The 23,988-nt window shown below is 45.7% G+C and carries 19 protein-coding genes; 5 read left to right on the top strand and 14 right to left on the bottom strand.

What is annotated here, in order from left to right:
- The first annotated feature begins 166 nt into the window (after positions 1-166).
- Both DBX26_RS03010 and DBX26_RS03005 read left to right on the top strand, forming a co-directional pair.
- The gene (locus DBX26_RS03010; RefSeq protein ID WP_162889717.1) at positions 167-754 is read left to right on the top strand and encodes a DedA family protein; all 588 of its coding nucleotides are present in this window, start codon (positions 167-169) and stop codon (positions 752-754) included.
- Positions 755-922: 168 nt separating this feature from the next.
- Positions 923-2,290, top strand: coding sequence for a Na+/H+ antiporter NhaC family protein (locus DBX26_RS03005; protein ID WP_162889660.1), 1,368 nt, complete (start codon positions 923-925; stop codon positions 2,288-2,290).
- Positions 2,291-2,350: 60 nt separating this feature from the next.
- Here the strand turns inward: DBX26_RS03005 and DBX26_RS03000 are convergent, their stop codons facing one another.
- From DBX26_RS03000 to DBX26_RS02985, 4 genes are all read right to left on the bottom strand, one after another.
- Positions 2,351-3,193, bottom strand: a complete 843-nt coding sequence (locus DBX26_RS03000) for a 3-keto-5-aminohexanoate cleavage protein (RefSeq protein WP_118117807.1) — start codon at positions 3,191-3,193, stop codon at positions 2,351-2,353.
- A complete protein-coding gene (locus DBX26_RS02995) occupies positions 3,184-4,515 on the bottom strand; it encodes an aspartate aminotransferase family protein (protein WP_118117805.1) in 1,332 nt (443 codons plus the stop codon). The genes DBX26_RS03000 and DBX26_RS02995 overlap by 10 nt, the downstream gene beginning before the upstream one ends.
- A gap of 208 nt (positions 4,516-4,723) precedes the next feature.
- The gene (locus DBX26_RS02990; RefSeq protein WP_118117803.1) at positions 4,724-5,992 is read right to left on the bottom strand and encodes an O-acetylhomoserine aminocarboxypropyltransferase/cysteine synthase family protein; all 1,269 of its coding nucleotides are present in this window, start codon (positions 5,990-5,992) and stop codon (positions 4,724-4,726) included.
- 134 nt (positions 5,993-6,126) lie between these two features.
- Positions 6,127-7,044, bottom strand: coding sequence for a LysR substrate-binding domain-containing protein (locus tag DBX26_RS02985; protein WP_014230957.1), 918 nt, complete (start codon positions 7,042-7,044; stop codon positions 6,127-6,129).
- A 108-nt stretch (positions 7,045-7,152) separates the two neighbouring features.
- Here DBX26_RS02985 and DBX26_RS02980 point away from each other — a divergent pair, with 108 nt between their 5' ends.
- The gene (locus DBX26_RS02980; RefSeq protein WP_020333659.1) at positions 7,153-8,409 is read left to right on the top strand and encodes a D-amino acid dehydrogenase; all 1,257 of its coding nucleotides are present in this window, start codon (positions 7,153-7,155) and stop codon (positions 8,407-8,409) included.
- Between the two features lie 293 nt (positions 8,410-8,702).
- Positions 8,703-10,256 carry a sodium:alanine symporter family protein gene (locus tag DBX26_RS02975; protein ID WP_065296394.1) on the top strand — a complete coding sequence of 518 codons (1,554 nt, stop codon included), beginning with the start codon at positions 8,703-8,705 and terminating at the stop codon, positions 10,254-10,256.
- Positions 10,257-10,341: 85 nt separating this feature from the next.
- Here DBX26_RS02975 and DBX26_RS02970 read toward each other — a convergent pair whose 3' ends face one another.
- The 8 genes from DBX26_RS02970 to guaB all read right to left on the bottom strand — a co-directional run bounded on the left by DBX26_RS02970 (position 10,342) and on the right by guaB (position 21,002).
- A complete protein-coding gene (locus tag DBX26_RS02970) occupies positions 10,342-11,247 on the bottom strand; it encodes a LysR family transcriptional regulator (protein ID WP_118117801.1) in 906 nt (301 codons plus the stop codon).
- A 46-nt stretch (positions 11,248-11,293) separates the two neighbouring features.
- Entirely contained in the window at positions 11,294-12,493 is a 1,200-nt protein-coding gene (locus tag DBX26_RS02965; RefSeq protein WP_254063500.1) for a M20 aminoacylase family protein, read from the bottom strand.
- A gap of 39 nt (positions 12,494-12,532) precedes the next feature.
- The gene (locus DBX26_RS02960; protein WP_014230952.1) at positions 12,533-13,846 is read right to left on the bottom strand and encodes an MFS transporter; all 1,314 of its coding nucleotides are present in this window, start codon (positions 13,844-13,846) and stop codon (positions 12,533-12,535) included.
- 340 nt (positions 13,847-14,186) lie between these two features.
- The gene (locus DBX26_RS02955; protein WP_118117798.1) at positions 14,187-15,167 is read right to left on the bottom strand and encodes an HAD family phosphatase; all 981 of its coding nucleotides are present in this window, start codon (positions 15,165-15,167) and stop codon (positions 14,187-14,189) included.
- 172 nt (positions 15,168-15,339) lie between these two features.
- A complete protein-coding gene (locus DBX26_RS02950; RefSeq protein WP_014230950.1) occupies positions 15,340-15,933 on the bottom strand; it encodes a GPR1/FUN34/YaaH family transporter in 594 nt (197 codons plus the stop codon).
- A 266-nt stretch (positions 15,934-16,199) separates the two neighbouring features.
- Positions 16,200-17,723 (bottom strand): Na+/H+ antiporter NhaC family protein, encoded by a 1,524-nt coding sequence (locus tag DBX26_RS02945; RefSeq protein ID WP_118117796.1) that lies wholly within the window; start codon positions 17,721-17,723, stop codon positions 16,200-16,202.
- Between the two features lie 160 nt (positions 17,724-17,883).
- Positions 17,884-19,437, bottom strand: a complete 1,554-nt coding sequence (gene guaA, locus DBX26_RS02940) for a glutamine-hydrolyzing GMP synthase (protein WP_014230949.1) — start codon at positions 19,435-19,437, stop codon at positions 17,884-17,886.
- Between the two features lie 98 nt (positions 19,438-19,535).
- Complete coding sequence (gene guaB, locus DBX26_RS02935) at positions 19,536-21,002, bottom strand: IMP dehydrogenase (protein ID WP_020333650.1); 1,467 nt, start codon at positions 21,000-21,002, stop codon at positions 19,536-19,538.
- Positions 21,003-21,235: 233 nt separating this feature from the next.
- Between guaB and xseA the strand changes: the two genes are divergently transcribed.
- Entirely contained in the window at positions 21,236-22,567 is a 1,332-nt protein-coding gene (gene xseA, locus DBX26_RS02930; protein WP_118117794.1) for an exodeoxyribonuclease VII large subunit, read from the top strand.
- A 12-nt stretch (positions 22,568-22,579) separates the two neighbouring features.
- Here the strand turns inward: xseA and DBX26_RS02925 are convergent, their stop codons facing one another.
- Both DBX26_RS02925 and DBX26_RS02920 read right to left on the bottom strand, forming a co-directional pair.
- Entirely contained in the window at positions 22,580-22,804 is a 225-nt protein-coding gene (locus DBX26_RS02925) for a zinc ribbon domain-containing protein (RefSeq protein ID WP_014230946.1), read from the bottom strand.
- Between the two features lie 294 nt (positions 22,805-23,098).
- On the bottom strand, positions 23,099-23,980 hold the full coding sequence (locus tag DBX26_RS02920) for an alanyl-tRNA editing protein (RefSeq protein ID WP_118117792.1): 882 nt from the start codon (positions 23,978-23,980) through the stop codon (positions 23,099-23,101).
- Positions 23,981-23,988: the final 8 nt, after the last annotated feature.

The following is a 23,988-nucleotide window of genomic DNA, read 5'->3' as shown; positions in this document are numbered from 1 at the left end:
TTCTTTTACTTAAAGCGGCTGGCGAATATTCTCTGCAAACTTTATCGGCCTGTCTTCGAGACGCGAAGCCAACACACTATGACAACCAGACGCTAAGGCTTCGCGGCCTTTGTCTTTATTCCGAGACAGTACGGGAAAGCTTTTGGAACAGATTAACGAACTACTCATCTCTATGAAGCCCCTGCTTGAGCAGTATGGTTACTTAGCGCTTTCTGTCAGTATTTTCCTTGAAGGTATCGGAATTCCTATGCCCGGTCAGTCGCTCATGGTCGCGGCTTCGATTCTCTCTTCAGAACAAGTGATGAACCTCACTTTAGTGATGGCGGTATCCTGGCTGAGCTGCTTTATCGGTAATACCTGTGGTTACTTAATTGGCTACTACTTTGAAGGCTGGTTAGATGAAAAAGGCTACATCTCTGGGCCAAAAATGCAGAAACTTGAGGGAGCGATACTAAAATACGGGCCTGCTTGTCTGGTCGTCAGCCGATTTATTGAAGGTATGAAGCAGTTTATGCCGTTGGCTTGTGGTATCGCCAAAATGCCCCGTAAAGAGTTCTTGCTTGGCAATGCACTCGCAGCCACCATTTGGGTCATGGTATTTAGCTTGCTTGCGCACTTTGCGTTTGAGCACATGAGTTCACTCAGCCATCTTTATACTCAATACAAGTACTTTGTCTGGGTAATAACTGCTGCCTTATTTGTATGGATGGTACTCTGGATTATCAAACGAAAAAAATCAAAAACTGTTGAATAATTAGACTCATAATTAAAACGAATAGTATCAATAAGATAAAACCCAAATCTTTATGTTCTATTCTCTCGGAGCACACATTTACCCAGCCATTTAGACGTCTAGACGTTGACTTCTCTTGGCTGTGAGATTAGTCTTCACGCCTTTCTCGTTTTAAGATTTGTCGTTTACATGTCCGGTTCTCAGCACACTACTAAAGCAGTTGCACCTTCTGCGGTCGCACTCATTCCACTTATTGTCTTTCTTGCTCTATTTATTGGTGTAGGTACCTACCTATCGCTACAAGGCGTAGAATTTGCGTTCTACCAACTACCAGCGCCAATCGCTGTGTTGCCAGCGATCATCATCGCCTTTTTGTTGAGTAAAGATAAGCTCAATCGCTCTATCGAACACTTTATGCGTGGCATAGGTCACCAAGACATCATTGCTATGTGCATGATCTACCTGCTTGCGGGCGCATTTGCGGCGGTAGCTAAAGCCTCTGGTGGTGTTGATGCAACAGTGAATCTGGGCTTGTCAGCGATTCCGACCAGCATGATCTTGCCGGGTCTGTTCCTGATCTCGGCATTCATTGCGACGTCAATGGGTACTTCGATGGGTACAATTGCGGCAGTGGCTCCGGTTGCGTTAGGTATTGCGGAATCGGCGGGAATGAGCTTGCCATTAACGGCAGGTGTCGTACTCAGTGGCGCTATGTTTGGTGACAACTTGTCGATCATTTCTGATACCACTATTGCAGCAACGCGCTCTCAAGGCTGTGAAATGAAAGACAAGTTCAGAGAGAACATCCGTATTGCCCTGCCTGCGGCACTGGTTGCGATTGCGATTTTTGCTTACAACAGCACAGCAACACAAGTACCAGAAGCGGGACCAATTGAGTGGCTGAAAGTGCTGCCATACGTCACTATTTTGGTGTTAGCGGTATCTGGCCTGAATGTATTTGTGGTTCTGACTATCGGCATTTTACTGGCGGGTGGTGTTGGCCTTATCTCTATCGATGGTTATGGCCTGACGAATATGGCGCAAGATGTTTACACTGGCTTCGGCAATATGCAGGAGATCTTCCTGTTGTCGATGCTTATTGGTGGCCTGAGTGAACTGATGCGTCGCCAAGGCGGTCTTGCATTCTTGACTAACTTAGTAAGCAGCATGATCAAGACTTTTGGTTCAAGCCACTCTAAGCATGCAAACAGCCGTGCAAGTGAACTGGGTATCGCTGGACTGGTTTCTCTGGTTAACGGTTGTACCGCGAACAACACGGTGGCGATTATTGTATCGGGTAGCGTTGCACGTCAGTTAGCCGAAGAGAACAATGTCTCTCCTCGCCGCTCAGCAAGCTTGTTGGATATTTTCTCGTGTGTTGTGCAAGGTGTCTTACCTTACGGTGCGCAGGTGCTGCTGCTAGGCTCAGTATTTAATTTGTCACCGCTGGAAGTGGTAGCGAATTCTTACTACTGTTTTGCACTGGCCATTGCCGCTATTGCTGCAGTATTTGTTAAGCACAAAGCTCGACAGCCAGAAGCGCAAACCGAACAATAACGACAAATTCAGAAGAGGCTCCAACAGGAGCCTTTTTTCATTCTGATAGAATATCTTTGCCTAACTGCAGATAGAAGATCTCAAACTAAAGGCATCTTCCAAAGGAATATTCAAGTGTTGGCTTAGTTCGCTGAGCAGGCTGACTTGAGCCGCATTACTCTCGGCCAATCTTCCATTAGCGTCGAGATGGTTATTCTCAAAACCAACCCGAACATCGAGACCAAGCAGCATCGCAGACGTCAAACAATCCAACTCTTTTGCCCCAAAAGCACAAACGGCGCAGCGAATGCTCTCTTGTTTAAATCGCTCTAAATTCAGTCCTCGTAAATCCCACGGTGAAGACTGTTGCTGTTTATGGTACCGACCCAGTACAACAAGCGCATGTTGATTAAAATTAGGCAATGCGCCCAATTTACGTAGGTGAAAGTAACGTTCAATATCCGCCTCATCGTAGAGAATGATTTGGCCGAGTATATTTTGCTCAGCAACCCAGTGGAAAAAGGCACTTCCTTCTCTTTCACTCTGCTTGTCAGGAAACAACTCTCTTAATGCAAATGAAGCTGCTTCCGGCTGCACCGCTTTAATCAACGCTATCTGCTGCTTTGGGGAATACTGACCGACCGCTTCTGTGGTTAACTGAACCAGCATGTTCTCACCAACCGCTTCTTTCACGGCGTGATAAAGGGGCTCATTATCGTCAATGTCTAGCGAGTGCTTGCCGTGGCCATCACGCGCATGCAAATGGATCATCGCAGCTCCTGCCGACTGACAGGCTCGCGCTTCAGTAATCGACTCCTCAGTGGTCATCGGCAAACTGGCATGATCTTGCTTGGTCTTTCTCGCGCCATTAGGTGCAACTATTATCGCGACGGCCTCTCGATGAGGTGCTGAATCTATAGCCATGTACTTGATACCTCATTCAACGTGCGGGTCAGTTTTTCTATCAGTTCATCGACATGAGCTGGCTGAAAAATGAAAGCCGGAGCGAGCAAAATATGGTGTCCGTTTACGCCGTCAATAGTGCCGCCCATGGGATAGCACATTAAGCCATTTTCCATCGCTCGCTGTTTAATACGCTTATCTGCCATCGTGGCTTTGTTTAAAGGTGCTTTGCTCTCTTTATCCGCCACCAGCTCAATCCCTAAGAATAGACCTTTGCCTCGAATATCACCGATAAAAGGCAACTCAGAAAGCGCTAAGCTGAGCTCATTTCGCAATAACGCACCTTGTCGATTCACGGCTGTTAATAGATCTTCCTCGAAGATCGTTTTGACCGTCGCAACTGCTGCGGCACAAGCAACGGGATGAGCCATAAAAGTATGACCGTGTTGGAAAAAACCACTCCCCGATTCAATCGCCCGGTACACTCTGTCGTTAGCCACAACGGCACCAATTGGTTGATAGCCCGCACCTAACCCTTTTGCCATGCAGACTAGATCTGGCTCGGCTTGCTCTTGTTCAAAAGCGAAGAAGCTACCACTACGACCAACGCCACACATGACTTCATCCATGATCAGAAGCACATCATATTGGTCGCAGATTTCTCGAATACGTTTGAAGTAACCGTCGGTTGCAGGTACCGCCCCGGCAGTCGCCCCCACGATTGGCTCAGCGATAAACGCCATCACATTTTCCGCGCCCAGTTGAAGAATTTTGACTTCTAACTCGTTCGCAGCGCGCAGTGAATATTCCAGCTCTGACTCATCCGCTTTCTGATAGCGGTAAGCGTAACAAGGCGCAATATGTTGGCCAGAGTGAAGAATTGGCCTAAACGGTTCACGTCGCCACTCATTCCCTCCTACCGACAATGCCCCGAGGGTATTGCCGTGGTAACTCTGTTGGCGGGCAATGAAATATTTTTTCTCTGGCTTGCCGGATTCGACAAAGTACTGGCGCGCCATTTTTAGCGCCGATTCAACCGCTTCAGAACCACCACTAACAAGGTAAACATGGTTGAATTGTTCTGGCATGTGCTGGCAAATTAACTCAGCAAGCTGCTCTCCGCTTTCGCTGGTAAAAAAGCCCGTATGAGCAAAAGGAACTCGCTCTATCTGCGCTAGCATCGCTTGTTTAACCGCTTGATGGCTGTGACCGAGGTTCGATACCGCAGCGCCGCCACACGCATCTAAATATTGTTTACCTTGTTTATCAAACAAGTACACCCCTTCTCCGCGGTCGATTACTGGCAACGTATTGTGACAATGACGATGAAAAACATAAGACATGTGAGTTCCTTCAAGTGAATGCCGTCTCGTCACATCATCTTGAACAAACGAGATTCTCACAAGGGAATAAAATTCGACCGGCATGAGCTTTTGGAATACAGGAAACCAAAAGCCATTAATTCATTGAAAATAAAAATAAAAATAAAAAAAGGCCAGCTTTACTAAAGGCTGGCCTATGGGTGACTAAAAGCTCTGTTCAGGTACGATATTAGGCGTTTAGTGCCTGCTCTAAATCGGCCAAGATATCATCAATATGCTCAATACCCACTGACAGGCGAATCATCTCTGGCGACACGCCGGCTTGCTTTTGTTCTGCTTCGCTTAATTGGCGGTGAGTCGTAGATGCCGGATGACAAGCCAGTGATTTGGCATCACCGATATTGACCAAGCGCTTAAAGATTTTTAGTGCATCATAAAAACGAACACCCGCTTCGTAGCCGTCTTTGAGCCCGAACGACAAAATCGCTGAAGGCTTGCCTTTCATATATTTCTGCGCTAATTCATGGTGCTCTGATTCTGGCAAACCTGCGTAGCTGACCCAACTGACTTTCTCATGCTGGTTGAGATATTCCGCCACTTTCAGCGCGTTTTCGGTGTGGCGCTCCATACGTAAAGATAAGGTTTCTAATCCCTGCATTAACATAAACGCATTCATTGGCGAAAGCGCCGACCCCGTATTTCGTAACGGAACGGTTCGCGCGCGACCGATAAAGGCCGCATCACCAAATGCTTCGGTATACACCACACCATGATAGGACGGTTCAGGTTGATTAAACACCGGGAAGCGGTTGCTGTGCAGTGCCCAAGGGAACCTACCCGAATCGACAATCACTCCACCTAATGTCGTACCATGACCACCGACATATTTGGTCAAAGAGTGCACCACAATATCGGCTCCAAATTCGATTGGCTTACACAGAACCGGCGTTGCAACGGTGTTGTCCACTATCACAGGTACACCCTGTGCGTGAGCAAGATCGGCAACGCGCTCTAAATCAATGATGTTACCAGCAGGGTTACCAATGCTTTCGCAGTACACAGCTTTGGTATTTTCATCGATAAGTTCAGCCAGACTTTCCGGTTTGTCGTCTTTGGCAAACTTCACTTGGATGCCCTGATTAGGCAACATGTGAGCGAACAAGGTGTAAGTGCCACCGTAAAGTTGCGGAGTCGATACGATGTTATCGCCCGCCTGTGCCAAGGTCAGAATCGCATAGTTAATCGCTGCACTGCCTGCGCTCACAACCAAACCTGCAATACCACCTTCCAAAGCGGCCATACGCTTTTCCAGAACATCATTGGTTGGGTTCATAATACGCGTGTAAATATTGCCCGGTACTGCCAGGTTAAAAAGATCCGCACCATGCTGAGCGTTATCAAATTCGTAAGCGACGGTCTGGTAAATTGGGGTCGCCACGGACTTAGTGGTAGGATCCGTTTCATAACCAAAATGGATCGATAGCGTTTCGTCTTTCATGTTCTTCCTTGTGCGTTATCTCTAAAAATAGCGGTATTTATCATGCCTATTTTTCGCTCAAAGAACCTCGCTATTGGTCACAATGCATATCATTAACCCTGTCACTGTTATGGTAATGGGCGGCAGAAAATCACTTACCCAGTAGCCACTTGCTGTAGTAGCCAATGACGAAACTTTTCTGTCGAGTCATTTTTGGTATTGGTGATCAAATAGTAACCGGCGTTGGCAGGTATTGGGTCAAAAGGCGATACCAAGCGTCGAGTGTCCAGTTCATCTTCGATTAGCGCCATCCTTGCCATTGCGATTCCCACCCCCGCTTCAGCCGCAGACATGGCCATGTCAGTACGGTTAAAAAAGTGTCCGACATCGGTTTTAAAATCGAGCCCCATTGCCGAAGCCCAATAAAGCCACTCATAATCACGGGTCGCCTTGTCCCACGGCAGAGCATCATGCAATAACGTCGCCTCTTTCCACTGAGCACTTGAAGCTAAAGCATTATTTTTATCTGACGTAGCTTTCAGCCATGCATGATCCTCAAGGTATTTAGGGCTCATCACTGGCAATAACTGTTCGTCTAAAAGCAATTCAGCGTCTTTATGTCGGTAAGGGTGTAACCCGTAATCGATAGCGACGTCGTAATCTTTCAAATCGCTGTTAACCAATGCCACTTCTGCAAAGATCTGCACTTGGATATCTGGGTGTTCCAGATGGAAACTCTCTAGCTTTGGCACCAGCCATTTGAAGGCAAACGACGGCGTCAGTTTGAGTTTAATTTCATTGTTTTGCTTGTCGACTTTCAACTCATCAAGCAGTTTTCCCAGCTCATTAAAGTGAAACTGAGCCGCTTGTTGCAACTGAACTCCCTTTGCCGTTAAGCGGATACCACGAGAGTGGCGTTCAAATAGATTAAAACCTAATGTCTCTTCTAAGTGAATAATTTGTTGACTAATTGCCCCCGTCGTCAGGTGCAAAGACTTTGCAGCACCAGTAAAACTGCTATGTTCAGCAACTTGACTAAATAACCACAAACCGCTTACTAGATTACCTCTCATACACAACCCTATAGTTTTTCTAAACTCTATATGTAATTTATATCGATTGTTAACAAAAGGTAAGCAAAAGAAACTAGCGACAAATAATTATTGTGTGTGGAGTGCAAAATGGAAGTCATCGTATTAGGCAGCGGCGTTATCGGTTTAACATCGGCTTGGTATTTATCTCAGGCAGGTTACCAAGTAACTGTCATTGACCGTCAAGCAAGCAGTGCTATGGAAACCAGCTTTGCTAACGCTGGGCAAATTTCTTATGGCTACTCTTCGCCTTGGGCTGCGCCGGGTATTCCGCTTAAAGCGATCAAATGGCTAATGGAAGAGCATGCTCCGCTGAAAATAAAGCCAACGCTAAACTCGGACATGATCAGCTGGGCATCAAAAATGGTCGCTAACTGCACTTTGCCACGTTATCAAGTTAACAAAGCGCGTATGCTTTCTATCGCGAATCACAGCCGCGCTTGTCTTGAGCAGCTACGTAAAGACCATGCAATTGAATACCAAGGTCGCCAGTTCGGTACTCTACAAGTATTCCGTACAGAGCAGCAGCTAAAAGCTATTGAAAAAGACCTGAAACTACTTGAGCAAAGCGGCACACGTTTCCAGTTGATGGACGTTGAACAGTGCATCAAACAAGAACCTGGGCTTGCTCTAGTGCAAGAGAAGATCGTGGGTGGTTTGTACCTTCCTGATGATGAGACGGGTGACTGCTTCCAGTTCTGCCAACAGCTTACTGAGCTGGCAAAAGCACATGGTGTTAGATTTGAATTCAATACTGAAGTGAGCAATTGGGTTACTGAAGGCAAAAAGATCACAGGTGTCCAAACGAACCGTGGCCTGTTCAAAGCGGACCAATTTGTCGTGGCTTCAGGAAGCTATTCAACAGCGTTGCTTAAACAGCTAGATGTGAATATTCCGGTTTACCCAGTCAAAGGTTATTCACTGACGGTTCCAATCGAAAACGAGCAATACGCACCTCGCTCTACGGTAATGGATGAAACGTACAAAGTCGCTATGACACGTTTTGACGATAGAATTCGTGTTGCAGGCACTGCAGAACTTGCTGGTTTTGATGGCTCTATCCCACAGAAAAGAAAGAACACGATTGAAATGGTCATTCGTGATCTATTCCCTCGTAGCGGAGACTTTAGCCAAGCTGAATTCTGGACAGGTTTCAGACCGATGACACCAGATGGCACGCCAATCATTGGAGCAACGCCGTACGAGAACCTGTTTACGAATACCGGACATGGTACGTTAGGCTGGACAATGGCATGTGGTTCAGGCCAGCTTTTAGCAAGCATAATGACGAAAGAAAACTCCAAGGTTATTGAACAATCAGAGCTTAACTTATTCCGTTACGCCTGATTAATAAATAGCCTATTAAACCACAATATGCATTTACGTTAGCATAATTAACTTTTGCATTTTTGAGTAAATTTTAATAAAGATATACTGCATACTTAGTCAAACAAGGAATCTTAGCTAGGAAATACATTGAATAAGCAATGGTAACCAGATATGAATGGTAGTCTATCATTCTGTGTTCACCGTCACGCTATCAAGGATTTTAAGCTAAAAAGGTTAACAATTACGTTACAAAAAAAGGTAATGTGTTGTTGGGAAAATAACCGCAAACACAACTAACAGGGAAAATACTCATGCAGTCATTAGTTGATTTTCTGAATGGAATTATCTGGAGCCCAGTACTTATCTACTTGTGCCTTGGTGCTGGTTTATTCTATTCAATCATGACTCGTTTCGTTCAAGTTCGTCATTTCTTCGAAATGTGGCGTTTATTGTTATCAGGAAAGAGTTCAACAAAGGGGATTTCATCATTTCAGGCACTTGCCGTATCGCTATCTGGCCGTGTAGGTACAGGTAACATTGCCGGTGTTGCAGCCGCTATCGGTTTTGGTGGCCCAGGTGCCGTATTCTGGATGTGGGTAGTTGCGTTCTTCGGTGCTGCAACTGCTTACGCAGAATCAACACTAGCTCAAATTTATAAAGAAGAAGACGAAGGCGAATTCCGTGGTGGCCCTGCTTACTACATTGAAAAAGCAATGGGACAAAAATGGTACGCTTGGATCTTCGCAATCTCGACTATCTTTGCGTGTGGTGTTCTACTTCCAGGCGTTCAATCGAACAGCATTGGTAACGCAGTAGAAGCAGCATTCGGCACTGGTGACATGATCGAAACCGCTATCGGTACCATCAGTTTTGCTAAAATTTTAACTGGTACGGTTGTCTGTGTCATTCTTGCTTTCATCATCTTTGGTGGTGTAAAACGTATTGCAAACTTTACTCAAATCGTTGTTCCGTTTATGGCACTGGCTTACATCGTTACTGCCTTTGTTATTATTCTTCTGAACATCGGTGAGGTTCCACGCATCTTCGGTATGATCATTGGTGACGCGTTCACACCAATGGCAGGTATCGGTGCAGCTATCGGTTGGGGTGTAAAACGTGGTGTTTACTCTAACGAAGCTGGTCAAGGTACTGGTCCTCATGCAGCGGCAGCAGCAAGCGTAGAGCACCCAGCTCAACAAGGTCTTGTTCAGTCGTTCTCTATCTACATCGATACACTGCTTGTTTGTTCGGCAACAGCATTCATGATTCTTATCACTGGTGCTTACAACGTTCACGGTGCAGTGGAAGGTGCATTCCTGGTACAAAACCTACCAGCAGATATTGGCGCTAACGGTCCTGTATTTACTCAGATGGCGATTGAAAGTGCGCTTCCGGGCGTGGGCAAATCATTTATTGCTGTTGCTCTGTTCTTCTTCGCATTTACAACGATTCTGGCGTACTACTACATAGCAGAAACAAACATCGCTTACATTCGCCGCACGTTTAAAGTGGATGGTCTAATGTTTGTTCTGAAGCTAATCCTTCTGTCAGCGGTATTCTACGGAACAGTGAAAACCGCAAACCTGGCATGGGCGATGGGTGACGTAGGCGTAGGCTTGATGGCATGGTTAAACATCGTCGGTATTCTGATTATCTTCTTCATGTCTAAGCCAGCACTTAAAGCGCTGACCGATTACGAAAGACAACAGAAAGAAGGCGTGACTGAATACACGTTCAACCCAGTAGCGCTTGGTATCAAAGGTGCTGATTACTGGGAAGAGAAATACAAACGTAAGACAGGTAAATCTGCTCACACTGCCGCTGTTGAAGCGACACAAAAAACAGCAGAAGAAACGTCTCTATAAATTTACAAAAATAAATACAGCATTACACAACAACAAGGGCCAGCAATTCGCTGGCCCTTTTATTTTCTTCATCAGAAACGGCAGACTAGAAGTCGGGGTAGATGTCTCGCATATCCTGCAATATGCCATCAAACAGTGCTGTCGCGCTCTGCGTCATAATATCCCTCTTCGGACGTACGACTGAGATGACGCTATCTGGGATATTATCCAGCAATGGCACTGCCGCAAATTCATTTTTGATGTAATCCAAATCAAGCGATTCCGTAGAAAATAGGGCAGCAAAATCGGCGTTTTGAATCAGTGAACGGGCTAACGTCATCGAAGTACATTCACGAATACGAGATGGCAATGGTAGACCATTAACGGAAAACAACTGGTAAAAATAGGTACTCGGATCATCGGGAGAGTCCAGCGTCAGCCAGTCACTCTGATGTAATGTCCTCAACGACCGAGTATTACACAGCGGATGGGACTTACGGGTCACCACGACATTAGGGATACGACAAACCGCTTGCCACTCCAGCGCACTATCAATCACCGGTATTTGCGATGTGATAGCAAAATCCACTTCTCCCTGACGCAAATGTGTCAGTAGAGGAGCAGGACGCAACTCTACGATACGTAGAGAAACTTCCGGATAACGCTGCATGAACGTGTTCAGACTGGAAGCCAATGATTTAAGTAGTGAAGCAACGGGTGTCACTCCTATAGTCACGCTGCCGTTGGGAACCCCGCGCATGGTGTCAATCTCTTGCTTGGCTCGTCGGGCGGTTTCGTTCATTAAACGTGCGTATCCCATCAAGCGCTCACCATATGGCGTGAGAGTTAACCCACCAGCAGAACGCTCGAATAGAGCAACACCATATTGCTGTTCCAGTTCTTTAATGGCTTTGCTTAGGGCGGGCTGCGTCAGATGCAGTTGTTCTGCTGCTGCTTTCAGGCTCCCCGCCTGACTCACAGCCAGAAATGCTCTAACTTGATGTAACTTCATCTGTTATATACCCTCATTGTCCTTAATCAAAGCCATTCTACACCACTTATTCAGTGCTCAGGTATTCACTCACCAGCTCAACCCAGCAAGCCGCACCAATCGTAACTAGCTGATCATTAAAATCATAGCCAGGGTTGTGTACAGAACAGCCATGCCAGTCGCCTACCCCATTAGCGAGGAAGAAATAACATCCCGGACGTTCTTTCAGCATCCAGGCAAAATCTTCACTGCCCGGAACAACTGGTGATTCATCGCCAGCAACATTGTCTTCACCAAGCACAGCCTTGACCACTTTGCGAGCTCTCAGAGTTTCCTCTGATGAATTGAACACTGACGGCACCTGACGTAGGTATTCAACTTCTCCCTGGATACCAAACGCCTGACACTGTCCAGCCACTACCTCACGAATTCGCTGCTCAATCAAATCCTGATTCGCTTCACTGAAGTTACGTACTGAAAGCTTCATTAACGCATCATTTGGAATCACATTCGCTGTTTTTCCTGCCTCAATCTGACCAATACTGATAATACTTTGGTCAGCCGGATTTATATTGCGCGACACAATACTTTGCAGCCCAAGAATGATATGACCAATGGCAATGGTGACATCATTTGATAGGTGGGGCATTGCTGCATGACCACCTTTCCCTGTCAGACGAATGGTGACTTTATCTGACGATGCTAATGATGCTCCACTGCGTACGGTTGCCTGCCCGACCTCGTTGCCCGGCATATTGTGCAAAGCGAAAACCGCATCACAAGGGAAGCGATCAAACAAACCATCGTCAATCATCGCTTTTGCTCCCGATAACCCTTCTTCATCAGGCTGGAAGATGAGGTTAATCGTGCCGTCAAAAGAAACATGCTTCGCGATATAATGGGCCGCAGCCAGCAAGATTGCGGTATGACCATCATGACCACAAGCGTGCATGTGTCCATCTATCTTACTGGCGTAAGGTAACCCTGTTTCTTCCTGAATAGGCAGAGCATCCATATCCGCACGGATACCAATACAGCGTTGCGAAGTGCCCTGCTTTAGCACACCGACCACACCATATCCGCCAATACCAGTATGAGTTTCATAGCCCCACTCTGTTAACAGTTCCGCCACCAGCTTAGCCGTGTTAGGCACTTCTGCTCCCAGCTCTGGATGGGCATGAATGGCATGGCGAGTCTGAATAAATGGCTCACAACTGGCAACAAAATCGGCGTTTTTGAGTAGCGATAATTCAGGTAATGTCATCATCAATTCCTTTTATTAATTCGGTTCTTTTAGCAGAGAGGGTTATTGAGGCGCTTTCGCAGGGAAACGCCACATGGCCAGAGAGCTCACCACAATCGCAGTCATCAGATAAAACGCAGGGGCCATTTTATTGCCGCTAAACTCGATCAAAGTAGCGACTAACAGTGGAGTGAAGCCACCAAAAACGGTCACGCCAAAGCCATAAATCATTGAGATGCCACTCGCGCGGTACTGCTGAGTAAAGGCTTCCATAATCAGCACCAGTAACGATGCATTAGCCAGAGCAAATAACGTGATTAAACCACCGATGATCAGTAATGCTTTAGGTAGAGAGGCTTCACCACCAAGCAACGCGAACGCAGGATAAATACAGACAAAAGCACCGAACATACCAACCAGCGGCAAGGTTTTACGACTTTGCAAACGATCCGCCCATTTACCAAATAAAGGCATCAGCATCATCAACATAAAACCCGCCATCACCGCGACCGCAAAAGCCGTCGTCGGCGCGTAGCCCAACTCTTTAATCAGGTAAGTTGGCATGTAGAACACTTCAATATACATACATGCAGTACCACCCCAAATCATTAACATGCCAGTTAAGATCGTGCGGCCTTGTTTACGCAGAACGGTTTTAAATGGAGTATCTTTCGCGTGGGAATCTGCCTGATGTGACTCTTTTAGATGACGACGGATGTACCAACCTACAGGACCGATCAATAAACCAAGGATAAATGGAATACGCCAACCCCAGCTATGCACGTCCTCGGGTGTGAGCAGACCATTTACCGCAAAAGCAACGAGTGCACCAAACAGCGCAGCTGCACCTTGGCTTGCAAGCTGCCAACTCACCATGTAACAACGGCGCTTGTAGTTGTTTGACTCCATCAATGCCGCAGACGCAGCGCCAATTTCACCACCAGCAGACAAGCCCTGTAACAGGCGTCCAACCACCAAAATAATGGTTGCGGCTATACCGATACTTTCATAGGTAGGCGTCAGTGCAATCATGCCAGTACCGATCGTCATTAAAGCAATCGTGAGGGTCAGAGCGGCTTTGCGTCCATGTTTATCCGCATAGTTACCAATCAGTACCGCACCGAGTGGACGCATAACAAACCCAACGCCAAACGTAGCCAGTGATAACAATAACCCGGCTGCTGCACCACCGACGTTAAAAAATAACTCGCCAATAATGACGGCAAAAAAGCTGTAGACCGTAAAGTCATACATCTCTAATCCATTGCCAAGTGAGATGGCAAAGATCGCTTTACGAGGTTCTGAAGAAGACTTATCGGCTTGACCAGCCACGGTGGTCAATTCTGGTTCTAGTGAACTTGATAGTGTGCTACTCATGGTTTCCCTTCCTTGTACTAATGGCGACTCATTCGACATTGACTGTCTAGATAATAGCCAAGACAAGAAGCCTCACCACAAACCAAAAGTTATCCTCATAACCAAACATAAAAAACAAACACTCTTCTAAATGATCGCTCAGTGATCATGCGCTCTTGAACGGTGCAAACCCAATAGAGCAACAGAAGAAAAATCTGTGTAAGCAAAATAAAAACAGCAAAATAAACAAAAACACAAAATAAAAACTAAAGTGCAGTAGATTAACTAAAACTCATACTGATAAAAAAAAGAAAGGGGTTACCCTATGGATAACCCCTTTCTTATACAGAGATAGCACAAGCTATTTCGACGGATATATTTGTACCCAATCATTTTTCATATCCGCAACTAACCAGCCTTTCTCTTTTGCTTCGTCGAGACCCTTATCGAGTTTGCCTACGCTGGACTCACGATCGTACTTCCACTCTCGTTTCTCATCAGTATGGTGAACATACATTGCAAGACGCGGTCCCGGACCAGAGGTGGTCCACTGCAGCATTTGCAGGTCACCATCCGAGTTGCCAAATGAAGCAATTGGACGCTTACCGATGTGTTGATAAATCTGCAGTGGTTTTTCTACTTTGTCATTATTCACCACAACGCCCGGCATTCGCTTAACTTGATAGCTTCCGTCCACATTCACAAACTCAGTTGCAAGTTGGGTCCCAATAATTCGCTCCGACGGAATGTTATAGACATCGGAAGCCCAAGCGCGCATAAAAGCATTTCCTCCGCCGGAAACGATAAAGTTTTTGAATCCATTATCTTCCAAGAAATCTAAAAGCTCTAACATCGGCTGGAAAACCATGTCGGTGTATGGCGCGCCTGTTACTGGGTGTTTTGCCATATTGATCCAGCTTTTAACCATAGCGGTAAATTCATCACTGATCACACCTGTATGAGTTTGCAGCACTAATTTGATGAGATCGTCTGCAGTCAATTTATCCAACTGGTCGTTCAATACGAGGGAGTAAGGCGTAGTGGTTTTCCACTCTGGATGGTCCGCAGCTTGTGCTTTAATTTGGTCCAGAGCAAACAGTACCTGGAAGTACATCGGCTTTTCGGACCATAGCGTTCCATCGTTATCAAACGTAGCAATGCGATCCGCTGGAGCAACAAAATTAGCAGAATCTGAGTCGGTAACCTCGCTAACAAATTGGATGATAGCTTGTTTTGTTTCGCCTTCATTCCAAGAAGGTAATGGATCGCCACTCTGAGCTAAGAGTGGAGATGAGATCACCGCAAAGGCGAATGTGAGAATAACTGACAAATGCTTTTTCATAGAATGTAACTCGTTGTATATGGATACGTAAATAATGAATTATTCTTTGAGAAAAAGCTCGCGTAATGTCACAACAATATATAAATCAGACAATTCTCACGTGATGCAGTTAAGTTCAGATAATAAAAAAGCGGACCTGAGGTCCGCTTTTGAAATCTGCAAAATATAGCGTTTAAGCCATTGCAACCGCTTCAACTTTACGAGCGATTTTAGCTTTGCCAACAGGTAGAACTTCACGCCCAAACTCATTGTTTAGTACTTGAGCCATTGCGAAGTAAACCGCACTAGCACCACAGAAAATGCCTTCAAAGCCAGCAATTGTACCGATCAGCTCGCTACCAGTGAAATCGCGCGCAGCAAGCAAGAAGAACAGAATAGTCAGAGAACCAAACACAACCTGTTTCGCTGTTGGGTAGCAAAGAGAGCCAATGAACATAAAGCCAGTAAAGATACCCCATAGTGCCAGGTACCAACCCATGAAGCTCGCTGGGCTTGCTGGTAGTCCCATGTGAGGCATAACAATCAGACCTACTAGAGTCAGCCAGAATAGGCCGTAAGATGTAAATGCAGTTGTACCGAACGTGTCACCGCGCTTAAAGCACATGATGCCAACGATAACTTGACTAAGGCCACCATAAAAGATGCCCATCGCTAGAATCATTGAGTCCAGTGGGAAAAATCCTGCATTATGAATGTTTAGCAGAATCGTGGTCATACCGAAACCCATTAGACCTAGCGGTGCTGGGTTAGCCAGTTTTGTCGACATGTACAAATACCTTTAAAAAAAGTTGATAAAAAATGCGCGCAAATTTTAATGGAGGCAGTCACAAAAGAGAAAAGCCGTTACTGGAAACTTAGATTTCACAAATAACCACCCACTGATTAAGAAACAACCTAATAACAAAGACGAAACCACCATCTACAGGTTTACTGGGGGAGTTACTGAAGGTTCAAGTTAGCGTGCTCAACTTTCTTTATCGTTGGCTAAAAAAGCGGGAGCTTGATAGCTCCCGATTTATGGTGACTTTTGCGCTAGCTCTCTGAGGTAAGCGGCTCGGCTTCCCTGTGTTGATTCTGTTTTGAGATGATAAAGTAAATAGCAAATTGCGCAGCAACTGCCAGCAATACAATAATCGGTGATGCGGCCATTCCTGCGATAAGAAAACACACCAGCGCTACAGCACCATTCAATAAAGCGTATGGTAGTTGAGTTCTAAAGTGCTCATATTGCTCACATCCAGCCCCTGTAGAAGATAGAATGGTGGTCTCAGATATTGGGGAGCAATGATCACCAAACAAGCCCCCAGAGAGTACTGCACCAATACAAACTAACAATGGGGCATCAATAGCGATGGCTGTAGGAATCACCAAAGGCATCATAATCGCAAATGTTCCCCATGATGAACCTGTCGCAAATGAAATAATTCCCGCTAATAGGAAGGCAACAGCAGGTAGCAACCAATTAGGAAAGCCCGTTTGTGCCTGCTCGGCAATATAAGCAGCAGCCCCAAGCTCTTTGCCAACAGAGCTTAGTGACCATGCTAATACTAGTATTACCGCAACCGACATCATGTTCGACATACCTTTTAAGTACACCTGAATGCCATCTGATAACTTTCTAACGCCATAAAGTGCCATCAGTGCAATAAGAGTAAATGCGGCAAAAAAGTAGGCTGATGAAAGCGCGGCACGGAATGTCGAACCCGCTACCTTTTGCAAAGGGAAACCATGCGGTACGAGAATAGTGCACAGAACAAGCAACATCACCAAGAGTGGAGCCCACACAAAGCTAGATTTTGCATTTTTATGCGTAAACACATTTAGTGACTCTTGAACTTTCCCAAAATCATCGCCCTGCTCTGCGAGTTTTTCTGCTTTGGCCATTGGTCCGAAGTCGAGTTTAAAAAAGGAAACGATGGGTACGATAGCAATCGCTAAGAACGCATAAAACTGGTAAGGAATTGCTCCAATGAAAGCATCCCAATCACTCATACTCACATTCAGTGCAGTGAACTCTTTTTGGATTAAGCCCATGATGTAAACGCCCCACCCGATAAAAGGAATCAAGATTGCGACGGGAGAGGAAGTGGAATCGATAATAAAAGCTAATTTTTGACGTGATACTTTTAGCTTATCAAATAAAGGTCGGAACACTGGGCCAACAATCAAGGGCGTACCAAGGTCTGAGAAGAATATTACTACACCGCCAAACCATGCAGAGATCTGAGCTTGGCATTTACTCGCCACCCATTGCGTTACCTTTTTAGCAAAGGCAACACCACCGCCAGACTTTTCCATTAAAGCGACGAAACCACCGATAAAGACTAATAACAAAATCACACCAGCGTTATAGCTGTCGGTAAGTTGCGGGAGTAGGTAACTTTTCATCAATGCACTAAACGATTCTAGCGGCCCTTTTTCAACAAATGTGCCTTCAAGCATAGCGACACCGCTAACCACACCCGCGAATAAACCAACGACAACATTTCGCGTAGTCAGAGCGAGAAAAAGAGTAATAAGGATGGGAATGAGAGAGGTAAATTCAGCCTGTTCCATAGCAATACCATTCATATAATTAAACAATAAATATGAATATACATTCATTTTAACTAGGTGTATATAATCGCTAAGAAAAAACTGACGATTTCGATTCGAAGATTTTAGATATAAAAAAACCAGCCCGAAGGCTGGTTCTATCAAACAAAATCTTTGGGAATTATTCCCACTCGATTGTCGCTGGTGGCTTACCAGAAATGTCGTAAACAACACGTGAAATGCCATCAACTTCGTTGATAATACGGTTAGAAACCTTACCTAGGAAGTCGTATGGTAAATGTGCCCAATGCGCTGTCATAAAGTCGATGGTTTCTACTGCACGCAGAGATACAACCCAATCGTACTTACGGCCATCGCCCATTACGCCAACTGAACGTACAGGTAGGAATACCGTGAACGCTTGAGACACTTTGTTGTATAGGTCTGCTGCGTGAAGCTCTTCAATAAAGATAGCGTCAGCGCGACGTAGCAAATCACAGTACTCTTTCTTGATCTCGCCAAGAACACGAACACCTAGACCAGGACCCGGGAATGGGTGGCGGTAAAGCATGTTGTAAGGAAGACCTAACTCAAGGCCAATCTTACGAACTTCATCTTTAAATAGCTCACGTAGAGGTTCAACCAGACCCATTTCCATATCTTCTGGTAGGCCGCCCACGTTGTGGTGTGATTTAATCACGTGCGCTTTACCAGTTTTAGAAGCTGCTGATTCGATTACGTCTGGGTAGATAGTACCCTGAGCTAGCCATTTTGCATTAGCCAGTTTCTTAGACTCTTCATCGAATACGTCTACGAATACGTGACCGATTGTCTTACGCTTATCTTCTGGGTCAGACTTGCCTTTTAGCGCGTCAAGGAAACGATCTTCTGCGTCAACTTTGATGATGTTTAGACCGAACTTGTCGCCAAACATATCCATTACTTGCTGACCTTCGTTTAGACGAAGCAGACCGTTGTCAACGAATACACACGTTAGCTTATCGCCAATCGCGCGGTGAACCAACATAGCAACAACCGATGAATCCACACCACCAGACAGACCCAGGATAACTTCGTCGTCACCTACTTGCTCTTTAATGCGAGCGACTGCGTCTTCGATGATAGATTCAGAAGTCCAAAGACGCTCACAACCACATACACCAAGAACAAAGTTCTCTAGAATTTGTAGGCCTTGTTTTGTGTGCGTTACTTCTGGGTGGAACTGAACGCCGTAGTATTTCTTCTCTTCATTCGCCATCGCAGCGTAAGGACATGTATCTGTCTCACCTACTTTTACGAAGTCTGCTGGGATTTCTACTACTTTGTCACCGTGGCTCATCCATACGTCTTGAGTTGCTTCAAGATCTTTGAATAGTGCAGATTCGCCAGAAACTTTAACTTGTGCGTAGCCAAACTCACGCTCGTTTGAGCCTGCGACTTTACCACCTAGCTGCTCTGCCATGGTCTGCATGCCGTAACATACACCAAGAACAGGAACACCTGAGTCAAATACATATTGAGGAGCGCGTGGAGAGTTTTCTTCCGTTACGCTTTCAGGGCCGCCAGATAGGATGATGCCGTCTGGGTTGAATTCGCGAATATCCGCTTCTTCTACGTCCCAGCTCCATAGTTCACAGTAAACGCCGATTTCACGTACGCGACGAGCAACTAATTGAGTGTACTGAGAACCGAAGTCCAAGATCAGAATACGTTGGTCATGGATATTTTTAGTCATTTTGAGCAGTCTTTTTAGGCTAAGTGATTAAAACCGAGGCGAGTGTACTCGCCTCTTCTTAATGCTTCAAGGAAAAAGCAAACGTTTACTCTAGGCAATTAGTTACCTAGGCGGTAGTTTGGCGCTTCCTTAGTAATCTGAACGTCATGTACATGAGACTCTTGCATACCTGCACCAGAGATACGTACAAATTCAGCTTTAGTACGCATATCTTCGATAGTTGCAGAACCCGTTAGCCCCATGCTTGAACGTAGACCACCCATTTGCTGGTGTACGATCTCTTTCAGACGACCTTTGTATGCGATACGACCTTCGATACCTTCAGGTACAAGCTTGTCTGCAGCGTTGTCAGACTGGAAGTAACGGTCAGAAGAACCTTGAGACATTGCACCCAAAGAACCCATGCCGCGGTAAGCTTTGTAAGAACGGCCGTTGTAAAGAATCACTTCGCCCGGTGCTTCTTCTGTACCTGCAAACATAGAACCAACCATCACACATGATGCGCCAGCTACGATTGCTTTACAGATGTCACCTGAGAAACGGATACCGCCATCTGCGATAACAGGAACACCGTATTCATTCGCTACTTCAGCCGCATCTGCGATTGCTGTAATTTGAGGAACACCAACACCAGTTACGATACGAGTCGTACAGATAGAACCAGGGCCGATACCAACTTTTACTGCGCTTACGCCAGCTTCGATAAGAGCTTTCGCACCAGCACCTGTTGCAACGTTACCGCCGATGATATCTAGATCTGGGTAAGCAGCACGAGTATCACGAATACGTTGTAGAACGCCTTCAGAGTGACCGTGAGAAGAGTCGATTAGCAGTACGTCAACACCAGCTTCAACTAGTGCAGCAACACGTTCTTCGTTACCTGCACCAGCACCAACTGCTGCACCAACGCGTAGACGACCACGTCCATCTTTACATGCATTTGGTTTACGTTCTGCTTTGTGGAAGTCTTTCGCTGTGATCATACCAGTCAGTTTGAAATCATCATTTACAACCAGTACTTTCTCTACACGTGCTTCGTGCATTTTTTCCTGCACTTCTTCACGAGTCGCACCTTCTTCTACAGCCGCCAATTTTTCTTTTGGCGTCATAACAGAAGATACTTTCTTAGAAAGGTCAGTAACAAAGCGAACGTCACGGCCAGTGATGATACCAACAAGTTCATTGTGCTCAGTGACAACAGGGAAGCCAGCAAAACCGTGTTTTTCAGTCAGTGCGACTACGTCAGCGATGGTTGCATCAGGGTTTACTGTCACAGGGTCTGTAACAACACCTGATTCGAATTTTTTAACTTTACGAACTTCAGCTGCCTGCTGCTCAATAGACATGTTTTTGTGGATAAAGCCAATGCCACCTTCCTGCGCAAGTGCAATAGCGAGACGAGCTTCCGTCACGGTATCCATAGACGCAGAAATCATTGGAATATTCAGAGCAATATTTTTCGTTAGCTGAGTGCGAAGATCAGCTGTGTTTGGGAGAACGGTGGAGTGTGCTGGCACTAGCAGTACGTCGTCGAATGTCAGCGCTTCTTTGGCAATTCTTAGCATTTGCAATATCTCACAATTAGAGGAGTAAAAAAAACAATCCAAAGTCTCATCGTTTCGCATAATGAGGGTAACCGTTTTGGTCAACGAGTTACATTTGGATTAGATATTGCGGAGGGATTATACGTTCAAGACAATCGATTGACTACAAGTTTTTTAATTTTTTTCTTGCAATTACCCCCTTGCTATGTATTATATTGCCGCTAATTTCCATACTCACGTCTACGAGATTAGCTGTGCTCTCCCAGACCAATCAAAACATTTTCACCGTTTCTCGTCTTAATGCAGAAGTCCGCCTCCTGTTGGAAAATGAAATGGGGATCGTCTGGCTTGTCGGAGAGATTTCAAACTTCTCAGCCCCTGTCTCTGGTCATTGGTACCTCACGCTAAAAGACTCTCGCGCTCAAGTTAAATGCGCCATGTTTCGTGGCAACAATCGTCGTGTGACTTTCAAGCCTGCAAACGGTAACCAAGTATTAGTAAAAGCACGCCTGTCTCTGTATGAGCCTCGTGGCGACTACCAACTTATCATCGAAAGTATGCAGCCAGAAGGCGATGGCCGTCTGCAGCAAGAGTTTGAAGAACTCAAGATGAAACTGGCAGCAGAAGGTTTGTTTGCCCAAACGAACAAACAGATTTTGCCAGAGCACCCAAAACGCGTGGGCGTAATCACCTCTAAAACCGGTGCGGCACTTTACGATATCCTCGATGTATTAAAACGCCGTGACCCTTCTCTTCCCGTTGTAATTTATCCGACCATGGTTCAGGGAGAAGAAGCCGCTATTCAAATCGCACAAGCAATTGGTCGTGCAAACAGCCGCAATGAGTGTGATGTGCTTATTGTTGGCCGTGGTGGTGGTTCATTAGAAGATTTATGGTGCTTTAACAACGAGATCCTTGCGCGTACGATCTCGGCCAGCCAAATCCCAATCATTAGTGCCGTAGGCCACGAAGTCGATGTAACGATTGCTGACTTTGTTGCCGACGTTCGAGCACCAACGCCGTCGGCAGCTGCGGAGCTGGTGAGTCGCGATAATAGTCATAAAGGTCAAGCCCTCATTACTTGTCAACATAAATTGGCGAGCGCAATGCGTTATTATTTGGCGGAACAAAAGCAGCAAGCAGCGCAACTTCTCCACCGTTTAGAGCGCCAACATCCCAGCTATCAGTTGCAGCGTCAATCGCAGCAATTAGATGAACTGGATGTACGACTGCGCAGAGCAATGCAACGCTTCATCGATACTCGTCAGCAAGCGATTGAGCGTAAACACCACCGTCTGCAATTGAATTCTCCTGTCAGACACTTAGCTCAGCAAAAATCGAGACTAGACCGTGTCGAGCAAAAGCTGTTGGATGCCATGGATCGCAAATTACTGACTGTGCGCCATCAATTGGCAATGGCTGCAGAAAAGCTGGAGGCAGTGAGCCCACTTGCAACCCTCAAACGTGGCTATTCCATCACGCAAACAGAGCAAGGCAAGGTGATTACACAAGCTGAAGATGTGAAAACGGGCGACCGTCTGGTCACCCGTTTAGCAAATGGCGAGATTCGCTCGACCGTCAACTAACCCAGTTTAGGGTTAGTCAATCTTTTGAAACTCAAATCGAACTCGAGATTTCGATTTGAGTTCATTACAAGTATTACAGAAGTAATTCGCCGCACCACAAGCCTGAAGCTTTTCCAGTTCAGCGTCACAATCGGGACAAAACCCTACCTTTTTGAAATCGGACTCACACTGGTTACAGTGATACTGACCCGTCCACTCTAATTCAACATCACAAGTCGGACAAATATTCTGCTGCATACGCCTTTACCTTACTCATTTCTTAATCTCATTATTCAAAATTTGCCACGCTAAACAATGATCGCCGTCACTGCTTTTGAGATCTCGGATTGATGCGTCATTCGCTCGGACATATAAAGATCTTATTCTGATCGTCGGATATTACCCACTTGATCAGCGATCACCCCCTAAAAGAATATTTATATAACCACACACCGAAAGCATAAGTTACATATTCTGTATTTCAATTTAAATTAGATTAAAAAACCAAAGGTAACGTAAAAACACCAGACAAACAGAATTTAATAAAAAGATCTAATTATCTGAAAACGCTTTTACTTCGGTGTGCATTTCAATGGTTTGTGGGTCACATTCTATTAAGGTTACTTGTATTGAGGCAAACTCATTTAAATGACTGGCATGCGTTCCACCACAAGGGATCACAGCGATTTCCCCTTCTCCCAGATCACACTTCCAATAGCGAGAATCGGTAAGATTATCACCATGACACTCTATAATGATCGTCTCTTTGCGCTGAAGCCATTCTGACAACTGAGCATTGACCTTATGTTCTATGTCACTAAGGTCCGACAGCATATCTGCGCTGTTTAGCCCTCTTTTTCGGAGTGTTTTACCTAAACGATACGTATCCACGCACTTGTCCGGCGTAACGAAGCTTGTCTCCTGAGCATAGCTGTTAAAATCATAATAACCATGAGGGTCTTTACGGTCAGCGTCTTTACGCCAATAACCATCGGCCAGAACTTTATTTAATGCTAAGTAAGCCAGATGTCCGGCACTGTGGCCACGACTCAGAGAAAGCTGATAGGATTTATCCACTTGCAAAGCGACCATCATATCTGACTCAAGTGAGTCGACTTTTGGTAGCACATGCACGACAACAAACGTCCAGCCTGCTGTATCTCGTTTTACAGGAATTGCAGTTCCAACATACAGTATGTTTGTGGCTTGCTCTACCGCACCTACCTGACAGTCGAGAACCGTGAATAACGTTCCGTCTATCTCAATCGAGCCTTTATCAGCGGGGTGATCGGGCCAAATGTGGCTTACGGGGTGAAAAGGAGTGGTCTCAGTCACCAGATAGCTTACATCATCGTTATGCTCGATGAGTTGTACAGAGGATTCTAGCTGCCATGTCTGATGACAGAAGCGAATTTTAGTCGCAGTAATCGTCATAGTTGTTG

The sequence above is a fragment of the Vibrio sp. dhg genome (assembly GCF_003443775.1).
GTDB classification, from domain to species: Bacteria; Pseudomonadota; Gammaproteobacteria; order Enterobacterales; family Vibrionaceae; genus Vibrio; species Vibrio natriegens.
This window is presented reverse-complemented; position numbering and strand designations above follow the sequence as displayed.